The 14,423-nt window shown below is 46.3% G+C and carries 18 protein-coding genes; 13 read left to right on the forward strand and 5 right to left on the reverse strand.

Translation table 11 applies throughout. The features are described 5' to 3' along the window. Positions 1 to 100 precede the first annotated feature (100 nt). The 3 genes from AB9P05_RS18530 (at position 101) to AB9P05_RS18540 (ending at position 2,136) form a co-directional block, all read left to right on the forward strand. Entirely contained in the window at positions 101 to 1,000 is a 900-nt protein-coding gene (locus tag AB9P05_RS18530) for a penicillin-binding transpeptidase domain-containing protein (RefSeq protein WP_371910328.1), read from the forward strand. Between the two features lie 197 nt (positions 1,001 to 1,197). After that, a complete protein-coding gene (locus AB9P05_RS18535) occupies positions 1,198 to 1,746 on the forward strand; it encodes an RNA 2'-phosphotransferase (RefSeq protein ID WP_371910329.1) in 549 nt (182 codons plus the stop codon). 9 nt (positions 1,747 to 1,755) lie between these two features. Further along, a complete protein-coding gene (locus tag AB9P05_RS18540) occupies positions 1,756 to 2,136 on the forward strand; it encodes a hypothetical protein (RefSeq protein ID WP_371910330.1) in 381 nt (126 codons plus the stop codon). A 92-nt stretch (positions 2,137 to 2,228) separates the two neighbouring features. Here AB9P05_RS18540 and AB9P05_RS18545 read toward each other — a convergent pair whose 3' ends face one another. Then, a complete protein-coding gene (locus AB9P05_RS18545) occupies positions 2,229 to 2,780 on the reverse strand; it encodes a helix-turn-helix domain-containing protein (protein ID WP_371910331.1) in 552 nt (183 codons plus the stop codon). A gap of 793 nt (positions 2,781 to 3,573) precedes the next feature. Between AB9P05_RS18545 and AB9P05_RS18550 the strand changes: the two genes are divergently transcribed. From AB9P05_RS18550 to AB9P05_RS18560, 3 genes are all read left to right on the forward strand, one after another. Next, on the forward strand, positions 3,574 to 3,825 hold the full coding sequence (locus tag AB9P05_RS18550; protein ID WP_371910332.1) for a DUF5713 family protein: 252 nt from the start codon (positions 3,574 to 3,576) through the stop codon (positions 3,823 to 3,825). Between the two features lie 147 nt (positions 3,826 to 3,972). After that, complete coding sequence (locus AB9P05_RS18555; RefSeq protein ID WP_371910333.1) at positions 3,973 to 4,209, forward strand: hypothetical protein; 237 nt, start codon at positions 3,973 to 3,975, stop codon at positions 4,207 to 4,209. Next, a complete protein-coding gene (locus tag AB9P05_RS18560; protein ID WP_371910334.1) occupies positions 4,209 to 5,261 on the forward strand; it encodes a SagB family peptide dehydrogenase in 1,053 nt (350 codons plus the stop codon). The genes AB9P05_RS18555 and AB9P05_RS18560 overlap by 1 nt, the downstream gene beginning before the upstream one ends. Before the next feature lie 89 nt (positions 5,262 to 5,350). Here the strand turns inward: AB9P05_RS18560 and AB9P05_RS18565 are convergent, their stop codons facing one another. Then, a complete protein-coding gene (locus AB9P05_RS18565; protein ID WP_371910335.1) occupies positions 5,351 to 5,896 on the reverse strand; it encodes a hypothetical protein in 546 nt (181 codons plus the stop codon). A gap of 92 nt (positions 5,897 to 5,988) precedes the next feature. On the opposite strand from AB9P05_RS18565, the gene AB9P05_RS18570 reads away from it, so the two are divergent. From AB9P05_RS18570 to AB9P05_RS18590, 5 genes are all read left to right on the forward strand, one after another. Beyond that, the gene (locus tag AB9P05_RS18570) at positions 5,989 to 6,516 is read left to right on the forward strand and encodes a peptidylprolyl isomerase (RefSeq protein WP_371910336.1); all 528 of its coding nucleotides are present in this window, start codon (positions 5,989 to 5,991) and stop codon (positions 6,514 to 6,516) included. Between the two features lie 25 nt (positions 6,517 to 6,541). Beyond that, positions 6,542 to 8,143 carry an AAA family ATPase gene (locus tag AB9P05_RS18575; protein WP_371910337.1) on the forward strand — a complete coding sequence of 534 codons (1,602 nt, stop codon included), beginning with the start codon at positions 6,542 to 6,544 and terminating at the stop codon, positions 8,141 to 8,143. A 227-nt stretch (positions 8,144 to 8,370) separates the two neighbouring features. Then, on the forward strand, positions 8,371 to 8,535 hold the full coding sequence (locus tag AB9P05_RS18580) for a hypothetical protein (RefSeq protein ID WP_371910338.1): 165 nt from the start codon (positions 8,371 to 8,373) through the stop codon (positions 8,533 to 8,535). 127 nt (positions 8,536 to 8,662) lie between these two features. Then, complete coding sequence (tnpA, locus tag AB9P05_RS18585; protein ID WP_371906921.1) at positions 8,663 to 9,109, forward strand: IS200/IS605 family transposase; 447 nt, start codon at positions 8,663 to 8,665, stop codon at positions 9,107 to 9,109. Between the two features lie 210 nt (positions 9,110 to 9,319). Then, positions 9,320 to 10,945, forward strand: a complete 1,626-nt coding sequence (locus tag AB9P05_RS18590) for a VWA domain-containing protein (RefSeq protein WP_371910339.1) — start codon at positions 9,320 to 9,322, stop codon at positions 10,943 to 10,945. A gap of 433 nt (positions 10,946 to 11,378) precedes the next feature. Here AB9P05_RS18590 and AB9P05_RS18595 read toward each other — a convergent pair whose 3' ends face one another. Further along, on the reverse strand, positions 11,379 to 11,786 hold the full coding sequence (locus AB9P05_RS18595) for a hypothetical protein (RefSeq protein ID WP_371910340.1): 408 nt from the start codon (positions 11,784 to 11,786) through the stop codon (positions 11,379 to 11,381). A gap of 241 nt (positions 11,787 to 12,027) precedes the next feature. Between AB9P05_RS18595 and AB9P05_RS18600 the strand changes: the two genes are divergently transcribed. After that, a complete protein-coding gene (locus AB9P05_RS18600) occupies positions 12,028 to 12,249 on the forward strand; it encodes a hypothetical protein (RefSeq protein WP_371910341.1) in 222 nt (73 codons plus the stop codon). A 96-nt stretch (positions 12,250 to 12,345) separates the two neighbouring features. Further along, the gene (locus AB9P05_RS18605) at positions 12,346 to 12,819 is read left to right on the forward strand and encodes a hypothetical protein (RefSeq protein ID WP_371910342.1); all 474 of its coding nucleotides are present in this window, start codon (positions 12,346 to 12,348) and stop codon (positions 12,817 to 12,819) included. Between the two features lie 80 nt (positions 12,820 to 12,899). Here the strand turns inward: AB9P05_RS18605 and AB9P05_RS18610 are convergent, their stop codons facing one another. Both AB9P05_RS18610 and AB9P05_RS18615 read right to left on the reverse strand, forming a co-directional pair. Then, positions 12,900 to 13,619 carry a DUF3307 domain-containing protein gene (locus AB9P05_RS18610; RefSeq protein WP_371910343.1) on the reverse strand — a complete coding sequence of 240 codons (720 nt, stop codon included), beginning with the start codon at positions 13,617 to 13,619 and terminating at the stop codon, positions 12,900 to 12,902. Then, a complete protein-coding gene (locus AB9P05_RS18615) occupies positions 13,616 to 14,215 on the reverse strand; it encodes a transcriptional regulator (RefSeq protein ID WP_371910344.1) in 600 nt (199 codons plus the stop codon). The genes AB9P05_RS18610 and AB9P05_RS18615 overlap by 4 nt, the downstream gene beginning before the upstream one ends. Positions 14,216 to 14,423: the final 208 nt, after the last annotated feature.

Below are 14,423 nucleotides of genomic sequence, written 5' to 3' on the forward strand. Positions count from 1 at the left end.
GATAACGGCCGGCGGTGGGTAGGGTTGGAGCGAAGAGGATAAACCTGGAAAATTTACGAGGCTTCCTTACCTTCGTACCGGACCAGACCTTATAAATAGTATGTGGAGAAAGATTGCGAAATATGGGTGTATGATCACTTTTTTTGGCGGCCTGCTGGCTGCAAGCCTGTTTTATGTGGGCATCAGTGCCATGGAAGATAAATATGAGCCTGGCCCGGAAGAGGTGGATAATAATGATGATAAAGCTCCTGTGGTGTTAATGGAAGGCTGGGACAACTACCTCAGTAGCTGTCAGGTAGCCGGTAGCATCACTATTTACGACCTCAGTGCCGGGCAGTGGTACACCAGTGACACAGCCGATATGAAAGTCAGGACCCTGCCCGCCTCTACTTTTAAAATATTGAATACCCTGATACTGCTGAAAGAAGGAGCTGTGGCCAGTGAAAAGGACAGTATATACTGGCCAGTAGCCTACGATACGGCTAAATACGGCCACCGGCCGGATATCTATCACAGTATGCCGCTGGAGGAGGCCTTCCGTAAGTCTGCCGGATGGGCTTATATAGAGTTGGCTAAAAAGGTAGGCAAAGAAACTTATGCGCAATACCTCGAAAGGTTAGGGTATGGCAACGGCGACCTGTCCGTGGAGGGTATGGACTTCTGGAATTATGGTCCGTTTGGCGTCTCGCCCGAAGAACAGGTAATGGCTGTGATGGGCATCTATCACCGCTCCTTTCCCTTTTCAGAAGCTCACTATGATATACTGGAAGACATGATGGTGGTGGAAGAGAACGAGGCATATACTCTGCGAGCCAAAACAGGCTGGACACGCGCCGGTGGCACAGACACCGGCTGGTGGGTAGGCTATTTGAAAAAAACCGATAATACTTGGTTCTTTGCTACCAGAATTACAAAAGACAGGGAAACGCCGAATCCTGACTTCGGTGCCTGCCGTAAAGAGATCACCAGGCAGGTATTAAAAGAACTAGACGCTTTGTAAAAATATATATTTCGCTTATGGCCCCAGCTTTCTATTTATTATAGCCCTTACCCTTCAGCCTATCTGACTTTTCCGACACACAACCTTCCAGAGGGGCAAGGTAGAGGAGGTCTCGTTAATTTAATTAACCCTGCCATATGGCGTACTGGCATCATAGATGATGAAACTTATGCCATGTGCTTAATATTTAATACTTTATGGAAGCTAAAGAAGCAAAAGGGCTTTCCAAATTCCTCAGCTTTATACTCAGGCATAAACCGGAAACCATCGGTATCACCCTTGATAAGGGAGGCTGGGCTAACATAGATGAACTGATCGAAAAGTCCCGGTCAGATATGCACCCCGGATTTGACCGTGAAAAGCTCGAATTTATCGTCAGCCATAATAATAAACAGCGCTTTTCTTTTTCGGAAGACGGTCGGAAGATCCGGGCCAATCAGGGGCACTCCATTCCGGTAGACCTGGGCCTTATGCCCAAAGAACCACCTCATTCGCTCTTTCACGGGACGGCTGATAAGAATGTAGCCTCTATTATGGCAGGCGGACTGCAGCGGCAATCACGGCATCACGTACATCTTTCCGCAGATAAGGCGACTGCCAAAGCAGTAGGTATGCGCTATGGCAAGCCTGTCATACTGACCATACACTCCCGGCGTATGCATGAGGAGGGTCATGTGTTCTTCCAGTCCGAAAATGGCGTTTGGCTCACTCTGGAGGTGCCCGTGAGTTATATAGACTTTAATTGATTATACCTGATGAGTGATGAAATTATCCCCTTATCGGATAAGGACAGGGAGGTGCTGAAACTTGATAGAGAACATATCATGAAAAATAAAAGAAGTCAGGTAATTACCTGGCTTCTCATATTAATCGGTGTACCCGTGGTCATCGGTGCGTATATGCACTATAAGGAAGGAAAAGACTTTTTGATCACTCTTCCCTGGCTTTTTGCCATATGTAGTGTTTTTTCTATACCCATGCTGGTACTCACCCTCATCTCATCCGGCAGGCAGCTCAGCACATGTAACGAGGATATTAAGGCTGGTATGAAAAAGCGTAAGCAGTCTGCTATTGTCTCTATTGATAGGTTTAATAAAAATAGTCATTTGAATGATGGTATGATTGTTTACCTCTAGGATGATGAGATGAGGAAATCCAGTAGGATAGGCGATACCATTGAATATGAAGTGTCAATAAGTGAAAAAACCACCTTTACCTGTAAGGTAATTTAAGAAAGCCCCCAGGCCATCCCCTTCTTGTAGCTCATCAGTTTTGCTTCAAGGGCATCAGCGGCCGCACGTAGTTCCAGCAGCCTCGAAAGGCTAGCCTTCTGCAGCCGTTTTTCCATTTTCATTGTCTGCAGCTTCAGCAGTCCTTGAATCGGTTGTGGCTCTTTAGCTATTACTTCCTGCAGAATGGGTTGTAACCTGATAGCACGTAAAACCTTCTGCCTTGTCTTTTCAGCTTCTTCCAGCTGGCGTTTAGCACGTATCAGCGCCTCTTCGGTTTCGAGGATTTTTAGCCGGATATATGCGTCCAGGGCTTTCCGTTCATCTGCTTCTGTTTCGCTCAAGGGGCTTTCATCCTGAGCTTTAGCCTCCATAGCTGTTTGCGCTGCCTGGTATAACTCCAGCAGCTTTATGTTCGCTTTAGCGGACACCTCCCGTTCGCCTAGTTCTACCAGGGAGTATAAACTTCTTTTTATACCCAGGTAGGCCGCCATTTGCGTTTGTGTCCAGCCTAAGTCTGTGCGTAACTCATTGATCCATTTTGAAGCCATTCGTTTACTATTTGTAGCAATTTACCCCAGCAGAAAATAAATGCTACATTTTTGTGGCATTTATTATGTGGCAATTTTTTCTGCTACAAATAAATTGCTACGATTTTAACGGTATTCAGGTAGGCGGTGGCGGGGTGCATTGGTTGCCTTGTAGCTAATAAAGATCCTATCTAAGTAAAATTTACCAGATACATTATATTTGATTGACTGTGGAATGGTACTGGTAAACCTAAGGCAAAAAAGGAGCCGTATAAGATAAATTATGATGAGAATGGTAGAATGATGAAAATGATCAATCTCATGCCTACTGCCTCGACTTACTGGTATACGAATACCGGTACGGTTCTGTGGTGGGAAATAGCCCGTATTGCCTATACGGCTATTATGATGCTGACAGGATACGCCAGCTTTTATATTGCTTTCATTAGTATCCCTTTTATCTATCTCCTAATGGGCTTGACCTTACAGGCATTATACACTTTTGGGTGGGTTATCGAGCTAGGTATTCTCCGGCAAAAAAGCTATGAAAAGCGGAAAAATTTCCGTATAGTTTACTATTTGGTATATTTATCACTCTCAGTTTTTATCGTATTTGGGTTTTCGCTAAGCATACTACTCTAATGTTACGCCATTATTTCTTAGTCAGCTTTTTACTGTTATCGTTTTCTTGTAATAACCAACACAACTACATACAAGTGCATCAACAAAATCTTACCAATGAACAGGTGAAAAACCATGAATTTCTGAAAGGAATGTACGATGATGATTACTTCCTGACGGGCTGGTTGATAGAGTGAAAAACGTATTAGTGACTCTGTGCTTTCAGATAGAAAGCGAAAAGCCTAAGGATCTGGAGGCGCTTTATGCCCTTACCCATGAAGCGACGGAAAGAATTAATGATCTGGAGGATGATTTTTTCGCACAAGGTAGTGAGATAGAGACCGCAGCAAGAGAGATCATCGCTATCGAATTTGAATATATTGCTCAATCCTATGGGTTCGCTGAGGCTGATATAGAAGAGCTTATTGCTCCCAGAAACTGGTAAGGTAAGTGAAAAAGCCCCAGGGGCTGTTCAGACCCTTCTGTTTATTTAGTAAGGTTCTATAATTCAGTAAGTTGTGATGGTATTTGTTCTTTATTTATTGTAGATTAATACATTAATAAAATTTTATAATACCTACCCTTACTACCTATGGAAAACGACAAGCAAAAAATGATTGACGAGTCAGCAAAAATGATAAAAGAGTTGGCTGCCGATCAGAAAATCCAGGTCAAGTTGTCTGAAGAACAATATGCTGCTCTTGAAGAACACTGGCATAACTGGGATCCTAAAAAACCTGCACAACTCACCTTTATAGTAGATGGTAAAGAGCGGGCAGATATTAAGGTAGCTGCTTATACATACCGCGGAGATACTTGCTGTGTATAATGCAGGCACACCTTAAAAGGAGCTCTGCGCTGATATTTTACTATAATGACGGACAATTTACCGGAGAAAATTATGTTTCCGGTAAATTGGCTGTTTTAAGTCCTCCTGTATTGGGTGTACTGGATAAGTGCAGTGATTTTCTGCCCTATCATAAAATAATAGAAGCACTTTCGCATGTACCTGAGGCCGAAAAGCTAATTGATTCTTTACTTGAGCGGGATATTTTAGTAAAGCAGGGAAGCGATATAGCCGCACGTGAAGCTACGATCGATTCCTGGGAATGGGACCTGCCGGCAAGGCACTACCACGCCCGTACAAATTACGTCAGCTTCGAAGCCAATAATACGTATGTATATGCAGAGCTGGATAAAAAGGCCCGTGAAAAAATCCCCCCTTCACCCTATTATGAAATTGAAGGATTAGCCTATATAAATCTGCCTGGTCCGGGCACATTACCCTCATTAACCCTGCAGGAAACCCTACTGGCCCGCAGAACCTGTAGAAAGTTTTCAGGGAGCAGCATTTCTTCCTTCCGGTTCAGTGATTTATTATACTACTCTTTTGGTAAAACAGGCGAGTTGAATGGTGGAAGTATTGGTGATGTTATTTTCAAAACCAGTCCCTCAGGGGGTGCCAGGCATCCGGCTGAAATATATGTGGTGGTGAATAATGTTGAAGGCTGGGAGGCAGGTATTTATCACTATAACACAAAAACACATAGCCTTGGCCTTATAGAGGCAGGAGACTTCAGAGAGTGGGGAGTACATGTATGCTCTAAGCAGGAGTGGGTTAAAGATGCCTCGGTGGTTTGTATTCTCACTTCCATGCTTAAACGGAATATGTGGAAGTATGAGAACAGCCATGCCTACCGGGTGATCAATATGGATTTAGGCCATCTGGGACAGACCTTTCATCTTGTGAGTACGGCTATGGGGTTGGGGCCTTTTACGACAGCAGCCCTTAATTGTAAACTGATCGAGGATAAGCTTGCTAACGACCCCTACCTGCAGCCTGCTCTTTACGCGTGTGCAGCAGGCTGGGCAGTGGACTAGGCGAAAATTATCATCTGCATCGCTTGCCTGATCATTTCCATCATACCTATGAGAGGGATGCCGCATCATATCTGAGCGGGAAATAAATCTTATTTCCCGCTCCTGACTAATCTTCCTACCACGAAAGGGCTATCGTCCAGGCTGCTGGCATCGTCATTTACCTGCAGGTCTGCCCGGAACAGGTCGCCGGTATGCAGGCCTGAGGTAGTATATTCTCTCAGGTCGGAACTACCTTCCATAATCAGCTCTTCGGTGGAGAGCGCCGGGGTAGGGAAATATACGGTTATCGTATCGTCCATATCTAATTGAGCATCAAAACCGTCGCCCAATCCGATCAGGCTTACCACCCTTATTTCAGCACGGCAGGGCAGGCTGTCGCAATAGGTGTGGTTCAGATCAGAGGCTTCTTCCGGTAATAATATATTTACCACTTCCCCCATAATGCGGGCCGTGGCTGGCGGCACCTTTTCCCCCAGGTCAGGAGCTTCCATGTCCTCCGTATCCAGGGTCGTTTCTATCGTGGCTTCAGGTATATTGGTGCCTGTTTCCGTATTGCGGCAGGCACTAAACACAAGTGTGAAAAGGCCGAGAGCGAGTATATAATAAAAGGATGTATGTGTCTTCGTGGTTTCCATACTTATCCTACAGTCTTCATGCCAATTTGTTTAACGAAAAGCCCCTAAAACCTTAACGAATTCTTGCCGTTATCAACATAAACACGCAAGTAATGGAAAAGGAAGCCCCACTTACTATAAAAGATGGCAGGGTAGTAACCCTGAGGTACCTATTAAGAGAAAACGATGAACGCGGGCAGGTTCTTGAGGTGATGGATAATTACTACCCATTTGAATTCCTGTTTGGCACCGGCTCATTACTACCTGCCTTTGAAGATAAGCTGAAGGGTCTTTCTGAGCGTGACTACTTCACTTTTACACTAGCGCCGGATGAGGCATACGGTCAGCCGCAGGCAGAAAATATCATTGATGTGCCCATGAGTGCTTTTGAGATGGACGGACGGGTACCCGATGGCATGCTGGCAGAGGGCCAGACGCTCACCCTGAAAGACGACCAGGGTGACCCCCATACCGGCCGGGTGGTAGAGTGGAATAAGGAGACCGTAAAAATGGATTTTAACCATGTGATGACGGGTAAAACCCTGCACTTTTCGGGCCAGGTACTACATATAAGAGAGGCAACGCCTGAGGAGCTTGCCCGCAACCACCATATTCCCGCTGACGGCATCAGAAGAGACTAATTACAAGGCTTATTAAGAAGATTTCATGGAACAGGAAACGGTGACAGAGGCCCGTGAGACGGCTGCAGTTCAGTCCACAATACAGGTAAGAGATAAGACCGCCCGCCTTATCAAGGCGCTCACCAAGGGGCTCTATGAACGTGAAGAGGTAATCAAGCTGTCTCTGCTGGCTGCTGTGGCAGGGGAGAGTATTTTTCTGCTGGGCCCTCCCGGTGTGGGCAAGAGTCTGATAGCGAGACGGCTAAAGCATGCCTTCCGCGATGGAAAGTCCTTTGAGTACCTCATGAGCCGGTTTAGTACACCCGACGAAGTATTTGGCCCTATTTCTATACAAAAACTCCGTGAGGAAGACCGCTATGAGCGCAAAACCGATCAATACCTGCCCGGGGCTAACGTGGTGTTTCTGGATGAAATATGGAAAAGCAGTCCGGCCATACAAAATGCGCTGCTTACCATCTTAAATGAAAAAATATACCGTAACGGAGAGCAGGAGATGAAAGTGGATCTGCACGGAATCATCGCTGCCAGTAATGAACTGCCGCCGGAAGGCGAAAGCTTTGAGCCCCTCTGGGACCGCTTCCTTATCCGGTATAAGATGGATGGTATACAAAAGTCACGAAACTTCCTGCGCATGATCACCGATACGCAGGATGTCTATGAGGTACAGGTAGCCCCTCAGGATCAGATTAGTAATAGCGAGCTAAAAGAATGGAGCAAGGCCATAGACCAGGTAGAGGTGCCCGATGAGGTACTGGATACCATACAGGTAATCCGTAAAAAGGTAGAGGACTACAATACCTCCCGTAAAGACCGCGCCTCGCTGGTGCTGACCTATGATCGCCGCTGGAAGAAGATTATACGTCTGATGCGTACAAGTGCATTCCTGAACGACCGCCCCAAGGCAGATCTGATGGACTGCTTTCTGATCATCCATTGCCTGTGGAATAAACCCGGTCAGGAGGAGGTGATCCGGGAAATAGTAGGGGAGAGCATCCGCAAACACGGCTATAGCCTTACTACCCGCCTGAGCATGCTGAAAAAGGAGACAGAGGCGTTTGACAAAGAGGTGGACGGAGAAATACGCATTCGTAATACGGTAACACGCGAAATGCCCAAGCCCTATGAAGAAACCTATTTCGAGCTGGTGAAAGACAGTAGTCAGTTTGATGGTAAGTACATCCGCATCAATGACTTTCATAAGCTGAGCAGGGAGGAGTTTACTGTGACTAACTTTTATGATGAAGAAAATAACCTGGTAAATCGCCTTGAGACTAAGAAAGGCCTTACCGAACATACGGTGCTGGTTAAGTATAGCTCAGTAGAATATAGCTTCAGCCTTATAACGATGAAGCAGGAAGAAACGGAGATGCTCATGAAGAAGCCTCACCGGCTGGTACAGCAGTTCTGGAATGAGCGCTACGAAAAGCTGCATGGTTACATCCTGCAGCAGATAGACCGGCTGGAGGCCGAAAGCCCGGAGGAATTAGACCAGGTGGAAACCAATCTGTTTATTGACCACCGGTTGGCTCCCATCGTCACGGCTAATCACCGTGAGGTGACCGAGGCCCTGCATCGGGTACGCCTGCAATTAGAGCAAATCAAATACAGCTATGATAATATTTCCTGAAAAAAATGCTTTATCTAAACAGACTATACATCCGGGTTTGATGGTAAGTTATAGCTGATTATGCCCTTATGTCTGATTAGTGAAATTTGATTTAAAGCTTGTTTTTAAGAGGATATGCAGAAGGTATAACGCGTAGGTACAGGCGTTTTTTGAATAGGGGGTAGGTATTTGTTATTATGAATAAGGCTGATACAGTCTTTCATTAATAATTTAACCAAACTATCCTGATGATGAAAAAGGAAACGCTTTCACTTAATGATCTGAACGTAAAGAGCTTTAAAACCAGAGACCGCATAGTAGGCGGTGGGTATACAGATGTCACTTACTTCTGCGGAGACAATAGCGGGTACTACGGAGGAACTAAGTATAACCCTTGTTTTAGTCCCTGCTAAGCATAATACAGCGTAGTAAAGAAGCCATCCCGCACCTTTTGGGTGGCTTTTTTATTAATCGAATTAAAACCACCGTCTTAGACGGTGGTCATGTTTGAGGGCTATGCCAGTAGGGGTATATTGTGGAATGAGCAAGTATCGTAAGCTATCGCATAGCTTTTACTATTGTGTCTATCATGTAGTATGGACCCCGAAGTACCGCCACCGTATACTTCGTGATATTGTTGCAGATACGTTGGAGAATAAGATAAAGACGATATGTGAATGGAAGGAGGTCAAGGTAGAAGAGTTGAACATTCAGCCAGATCACGTTCATTTGGTATGTAGTATACCTCCGAAACTTAGTGTATCAGACTTCATGGGTATTCTCAAGGGTAAGACAGCGATCATGATGTTTAAGAACTTCAAGAGTCTTCGCAGAAAACCCTATTGGGGCAATCATTTTTGGTCACGAGGCTATTTTGTAAGTACGGTAGGCATAGATGAAGAAAAGATAAAGCGGTATGTTAAGTATCAGGAGAAGGAAGATAAGAAAGAGGATGGGGATATAGATATCCCGCTATTCGATAACTGACTATCCCCCTTTGGGGGTAATAACCATTGAAAACCCCCTCCTTTGGTGGGGGTAATTTATTTGGTCGCAGACTTTTTAGAAGCTGCTTAAATAAAGAAATGAAAGACAGCGCATTATGCTTTTACCGGGGAGCACACAGGCCACGCACAGACACTAACATATTTTCGTCAGGGGTGAGCATAAGCTACTTTCCTGACAAACTAATAGCGTATGGATAAAGAATTGAAAGAAGCATTCGACCGGTTTGTGGAGTTTGGCGAATTACTCGATCGCCGCACCCGCCAATACCTGGTGCAATACCTGCACCACCGTATAGACCCCGGGGTGGAGGTGCCGGAAGTGATCGACGACCGCTACTTTCACTATTTCCGCGGGGCCTTCGATGACTTGCTGCTTAAGCCGGATGTAGCTGAGGTAATGGGCGAAAATGAGGCCCTAAGCCGTCAGGTGGTGCTGGACACTCTCTACTGGCTGCGTAATGTATGGAAGAAGATAGAAACCAAAAACCCCTACCATGATGAGCAGGAGCGTCTGGAAGGGTGGGCCATAACCACAATGGAGCATTTTGTGCCACGCTGGCCTTACTTGGTAAACTACCTGGACGGCAAGTACCCGAACGATCGCCTTAACCCCGATTTTTTTAGAGAGAAATTCAAATCCCTCATCCGCGGACGCGAGCACTATGATATACCAGCAAGCGAAAAAGAAGAAGCAGACCGGGCTCTTACAGATCTGCTGCGCCAGTGGGATGCCCTGCTGCAGGCAAAGATATTTGAATGGCAGATAAGTAAGCTGGAGGAGTATAAAAATGAATATGGTGGCACGCTGGAAGCAAAGGCGCAGGAGTATGCCAAGCTGCAAAAGCTGGTTTCGCCCTTTATGGAATATGTTGGCCGCTACTGGGATATGTCGAGGGCCTTGTGGAAACAGACGAGCTTCGATGTACTGGAAAAGTACGACGACCTGCTGAAGCGGGAAGACCAGCTACAGCATCTGGCAGACCTGCTGGGTAAGATGCGCGAGGCAGAAAATGAACTGGAGGAGGAGGTATTTGAGCGTACCGTCATACACCAGGACTGGGTGCCGGACCCTACTATGCGCTCGGAGGTAACAGGCGTGCATGAGAGTGACGACCTGAATAACCTGCTGAGCAGTGAGGTATCACTGCTCAGCCGCGAGGATACGGAACTGGCCTTTCTCAAAAAGTATGCGGATAAAAACCTGCTGACTCTGCAGTACCGTGATGAACGGCTGGACGAACGCAGCGAAAAGAGAACGGAGGTGTATCAGAAGGTGCGGCTGAAGGAAAAAGGGCCCTTTGTCGTCTGTGTGGATACCAGCGGTTCTATGGAGGGAGAGCCTGAGCAGATTGCCAAGATACTGTGCTTCGGCATACTGAAAATGGCCGCTAAAGAAGACCGGCAGGCCTACCTTATCAACTTTTCTACCAACATAGAAACACTGGACTTACTGAATCTGGCTGACTCGGTAGATCGCGTGGCGGCCTTTCTGCGCATGTCTTTCCATGGGGGTACGGATGTGAGTCTGCCCCTATACGAAGCCATCCGTCAACTGGATCGCTATGAATATAAGCATGCAGATGTGCTGGTGATCAGTGACTTTATCATGTACCGTATGGATGACGAACTATTGAAGCTGATGGCGCATCACCAGCAAAATAATGGTACCCAGTTTCATTCCCTTACCCTCTCGGAGTACGGTAATGAGCGTATCATTGACCGCTTCGACAATAACTGGCTTTATGACCCCCGCGAAAAAGGGATAATGAAAGCACTTTATAATGATGTGAAAGGCGTGGTGGAAAGAGGAATATGATTGATTAATAGAGCAAATGGATCATTGACTAACAGAGAAAGAGAATGATTGTAACATCAGGGTATTTAATTCCTCTTTCATCCCTGATTGGTATTTGGTATATTAGGTAAGTCATTAAATGACTTAGTTTTACCAAACATTATTATGCTATGAAAAGAGGAAAAATCTCTATCTCCGACCTTAAAGTGTCGAGTTTCGTGACCACTGCCAATTTCTCCGGGATCAATGGGGGAGGAAAAGTGTCGGCCGATGCGAGGTACTGCACAGAGAATGGGACGTACTGTACTCCCTGTGAAGTATCTGAGACAAACAGGGAGGACGTCTGTATTTGCTATTGATAGAGTTCATTGAAATGAGCTTAGGCACAGGAGCGTGGAGAAATTACCCGCTGAGAATTAAAGCAGAATCATGAGGTTCTGCTTTTTTGGTCATATTAAAATTCACGGTCGGTGGCCATTTCCAAATGTAGTTGAGTACCGTCCGAAGGATCAGCCTCCACGCTTATCACACATGTATACAGACCCGGAGCCAGCACAGCGCCGAAATAACCTACAGGCGCTGAGCTGAGGGGGTTTTCTAACCCCTTAACGCGGGCAGTTACTGCTGCTACTTTCACCGGATATGCCTGGTAGTGGCTGCTGGCGAAGTGCATCAGGGAGGGGAACTCAATATCTCCTTCGGAAGAATGTGCCGTCACAGATAGGAATTGGAATGGCGTTTCATTTTTCAGGCGAATATAGGCCTTTGTTTCATCGACGGCGGGTGGGGGGAGCAGACTATCCTCTTCACTACAGCCTATGCAAAAAAGGATGAGTACAAAACTAATCAGAAGGCATTTCATATTTGACAGGATTTACCTTAATGACAGTTCATGCGCCTCCTTCCCCGGTTGGTTAACCCAGGTATTTATTTAGGAACCCTGCTGCAATATTATTTCAGTAAGGTCTTATTGCTTAGAAAGCAGGCTGCCGGGTATATGAGAAAGGAAATTGGTGGATTTCCGGCAGCTTTGTGTAAATTATCTAGTCTCTTATTGGGTATACTTTTTTACGATTCATTCATTTTTTAACCCACATTCAGCTATGGGATACCTGAAGTATATCCGAAGACTCCAAAGGATCGATCGCATGATCCGCAAACGCCGCACTGGCACCCCAGGTGAGCTGGCCATTAAGCTTGGTATATCGGAGCGCATGACCTATGAGATCATTAAAGAGCTTCGTGAGGATCTCGAGGCGCCGATCTCCTATTGTAATTTTGCCCGCAGCTATTATTACACCCAGGAATACAGCATGAAATTCTGACCGCTGCACTCCTATTTCAGTACCCCTTCATTTATTGGTAACAAATAAGAAAGGAAGCAACACTTTCTGTCTTTTTAACAACCAAACCAATTTTTTATGAAGACTAATGAAAACCTTTGGAAAAGCGCCCTGATGGTGTGCCTGTTTTTTGTGGGAATTTTTGGCTTTACTGCCTGTAATGACCAGGCGGCAGAGCCGGATGCCCCTGATGCGGGGCTACCGGGTGTAGAAGTCGAGGTATATAGCTGGAGTCTGCCTGAGGATCTGGACTTGACCTCTGAGCAGAAAGTGGCCCTTATAGAACGGCTTACTGAGGAGGGGGACTTTCAGTACGCCACACTGGAATACGGGGGCACCCGTGAGGGATACAACGAACTTCTGTCCGGTCAACCTGCAGAAGAGAGCTGCTCACCCTGGATTAAGGTATCTTGCTGCTGCACCGAATGGGCCTACAGTAGCTACTGCTATGGCACATGTACTTATAAAAAGAGTTGCCAGGAAGGTAATAAGATTGTAGAGGAGTATAGGACAGAAAGAACCTTCCAAAGCTGCAGCTATTTTAATGTGTAAAGACCTGCTCTGAATTTGAACCGGTTCTGCACAGCAGATCCGGTTTTTTTTGATAAAGGATTGAGAAGAGTAACTGATAATTAGGGCAGTTTGGCTACGAGGTATTTGTAGGCTAGCGCCGCAGACACTGCCAGCCCGAAACTCAGCAGCGTACCAATTAGGATATACTCCGTAAGCTGCCTGTCCTTACTCTTGCTCAGGTCACCGAAGCGAAATACAGACTTGGCGGCAATAAGAAACCCAATAGCCTGCCACTGTCCGCCTACCACAAAGCCAAATACAAATAAACGCTCGAGCATACCTATGTGGCGGCCCGCCTGCATAAGGGAGTCGTCCCTGCTCTCGCCTGTTACGTCCCATTTGGCCATAAGTATGCGCATGACCACGGCCAGACCCTGGCTTACAAAGAGCAAGGAGGTAAGCAGGAGCAGGTTTTCAGTAGTGACCACTGAGTCAGGCAGTAGCGTGTAGGGAAAGTAGTGGTATACCACCCCTGCTATCACCAGCAGATGAGCGGCCTGGTCGGCAAAGAATGATAAGGAGGCGTAGCGCCTGCGCTCCAGATGAAGCTTTAGCACATCTATTACCAGGTGTGATAAGGGGATTAACCATAAAGCCATGGAGTAGGGGGTAGAGGGTCCCAAGATGATCAGTAACAGGAGCGCGTGTACCAGTATATGTAAATACAGGTAAGGCGAGCGATGTTTCTTTTTGCGCTTATGCGCTGCCCATTTATCAGGTTGTAATACAAAGTCGCCCAGCAGATGTGCCAGGAGTAGTTTTATAGCCAGTTCGGTCATTTTTTCAGGTAGAATGAAATAAAAAAGTCCTGCAGCCTTGTGATCTCATCGTATCCGGCACGCGATAGCGCCTCGCTTACGCTGCTTTGCGACTTGCCCAGCTTTGCCGCCAGCTCTTTTTGAGTAAGGCCGGGGTATTTCAGGGCCGCACTTACAACTCCGGCCGTTGCCGGATGCCAGTTATCCATGGTAAGCAAAGCAAGCTCGAGCATATAGTTAAAGAGTTCATCACTAATAGCGTCATCACTGCTTATGGCCATAGTCGTTTTCTTAAGTGCTTCAAAGCACTCTCCGGACTTTACGAATGCAGGTCCGTTACTTTCCGTGATCTTTCCGGAATGGTATGCCTCATCACCCAGACCTATGGCCATTCTTACCCCCAGGCCCGGCAGTTGCCTCATGGCTGCCTTTATCATGAGGGCTGCTTTGATGGTCATTTCCGGAGTCAGAATAATCTGAAAACTGTCTCCGCGATATACCTCCCAGTCTTCCGGCTCTTTTCCGAACAGGCCCATCGTTTCTTTTAAAGCAGGGAGCCATTCATCCGGCTTGTGCTCCTGCGAACCTATAAGGTCTCCGGTAATTACTGCGATCATAATTAGTGTATTAATATCGGTTGTTTAGCCGATATCCTACAATATCGGCTATTTATCCGATAATTCAAATTATCGGCTATTTAACCGATAATCAATAATATCGGGCAATTACCCGATAAGTGCGTGTTTCCTATTCACTTAAGCTTGAAAGCATTCGCATGATAGGCGAGGGGAAAAGAGACCCTCGCCACGGGTAAAAACTCCGTAT

This window comes from Roseivirga sp. BDSF3-8 (assembly GCF_041449215.1).
Taxonomy (GTDB): Bacteria; Bacteroidota; Bacteroidia; order Cytophagales; family Cyclobacteriaceae; genus JBGNFV01.

Bases quoted from the DNA above. Each gene is read 5' to 3' on its own strand.
- AB9P05_RS18570 (WP_371910336.1), top strand. From the start codon at position 5,989: ATGGAAAAGGAAGCCCCACTTACTATAAAAGATGGCAGGGTAGTAACC.
- AB9P05_RS18545 (WP_371910331.1), bottom strand. From the start codon at position 2,780: ATGGCTTCAAAATGGATCAATGAGTTACGCACAGACTTAGGCTGGACA.
- AB9P05_RS18555 (WP_371910333.1), top strand. From the start codon at position 3,973: ATGGAAAACGACAAGCAAAAAATGATTGACGAGTCAGCAAAAATGATA.
- AB9P05_RS18575 (WP_371910337.1), top strand. From the start codon at position 6,542: ATGGAACAGGAAACGGTGACAGAGGCCCGTGAGACGGCTGCAGTTCAG.
- AB9P05_RS18540 (WP_371910330.1), top strand. From the start codon at position 1,756: ATGAGTGATGAAATTATCCCCTTATCGGATAAGGACAGGGAGGTGCTG.
- AB9P05_RS18580 (WP_371910338.1), top strand. From the start codon at position 8,371: ATGATGAAAAAGGAAACGCTTTCACTTAATGATCTGAACGTAAAGAGC.
- AB9P05_RS18600 (WP_371910341.1), top strand. From the start codon at position 12,028: ATGGGATACCTGAAGTATATCCGAAGACTCCAAAGGATCGATCGCATG.
- AB9P05_RS18590 (WP_371910339.1), top strand. From the start codon at position 9,320: ATGGATAAAGAATTGAAAGAAGCATTCGACCGGTTTGTGGAGTTTGGC.
- AB9P05_RS18595 (WP_371910340.1), bottom strand. From the start codon at position 11,786: ATGAAATGCCTTCTGATTAGTTTTGTACTCATCCTTTTTTGCATAGGC.
- AB9P05_RS18610 (WP_371910343.1), bottom strand. From the start codon at position 13,619: ATGACCGAACTGGCTATAAAACTACTCCTGGCACATCTGCTGGGCGAC.
- AB9P05_RS18565 (WP_371910335.1), bottom strand. From the start codon at position 5,896: ATGGAAACCACGAAGACACATACATCCTTTTATTATATACTCGCTCTC.
- AB9P05_RS18530 (WP_371910328.1), top strand. From the start codon at position 101: ATGTGGAGAAAGATTGCGAAATATGGGTGTATGATCACTTTTTTTGGC.
- AB9P05_RS18615 (WP_371910344.1), bottom strand. From the start codon at position 14,215: ATGATCGCAGTAATTACCGGAGACCTTATAGGTTCGCAGGAGCACAAG.
- tnpA (WP_371906921.1), top strand. From the start codon at position 8,663: ATGAGCAAGTATCGTAAGCTATCGCATAGCTTTTACTATTGTGTCTAT.
- AB9P05_RS18535 (WP_371910329.1), top strand. From the start codon at position 1,198: ATGGAAGCTAAAGAAGCAAAAGGGCTTTCCAAATTCCTCAGCTTTATA.
- AB9P05_RS18560 (WP_371910334.1), top strand. From the start codon at position 4,209: ATGCAGGCACACCTTAAAAGGAGCTCTGCGCTGATATTTTACTATAAT.
- AB9P05_RS18605 (WP_371910342.1), top strand. From the start codon at position 12,346: ATGAAGACTAATGAAAACCTTTGGAAAAGCGCCCTGATGGTGTGCCTG.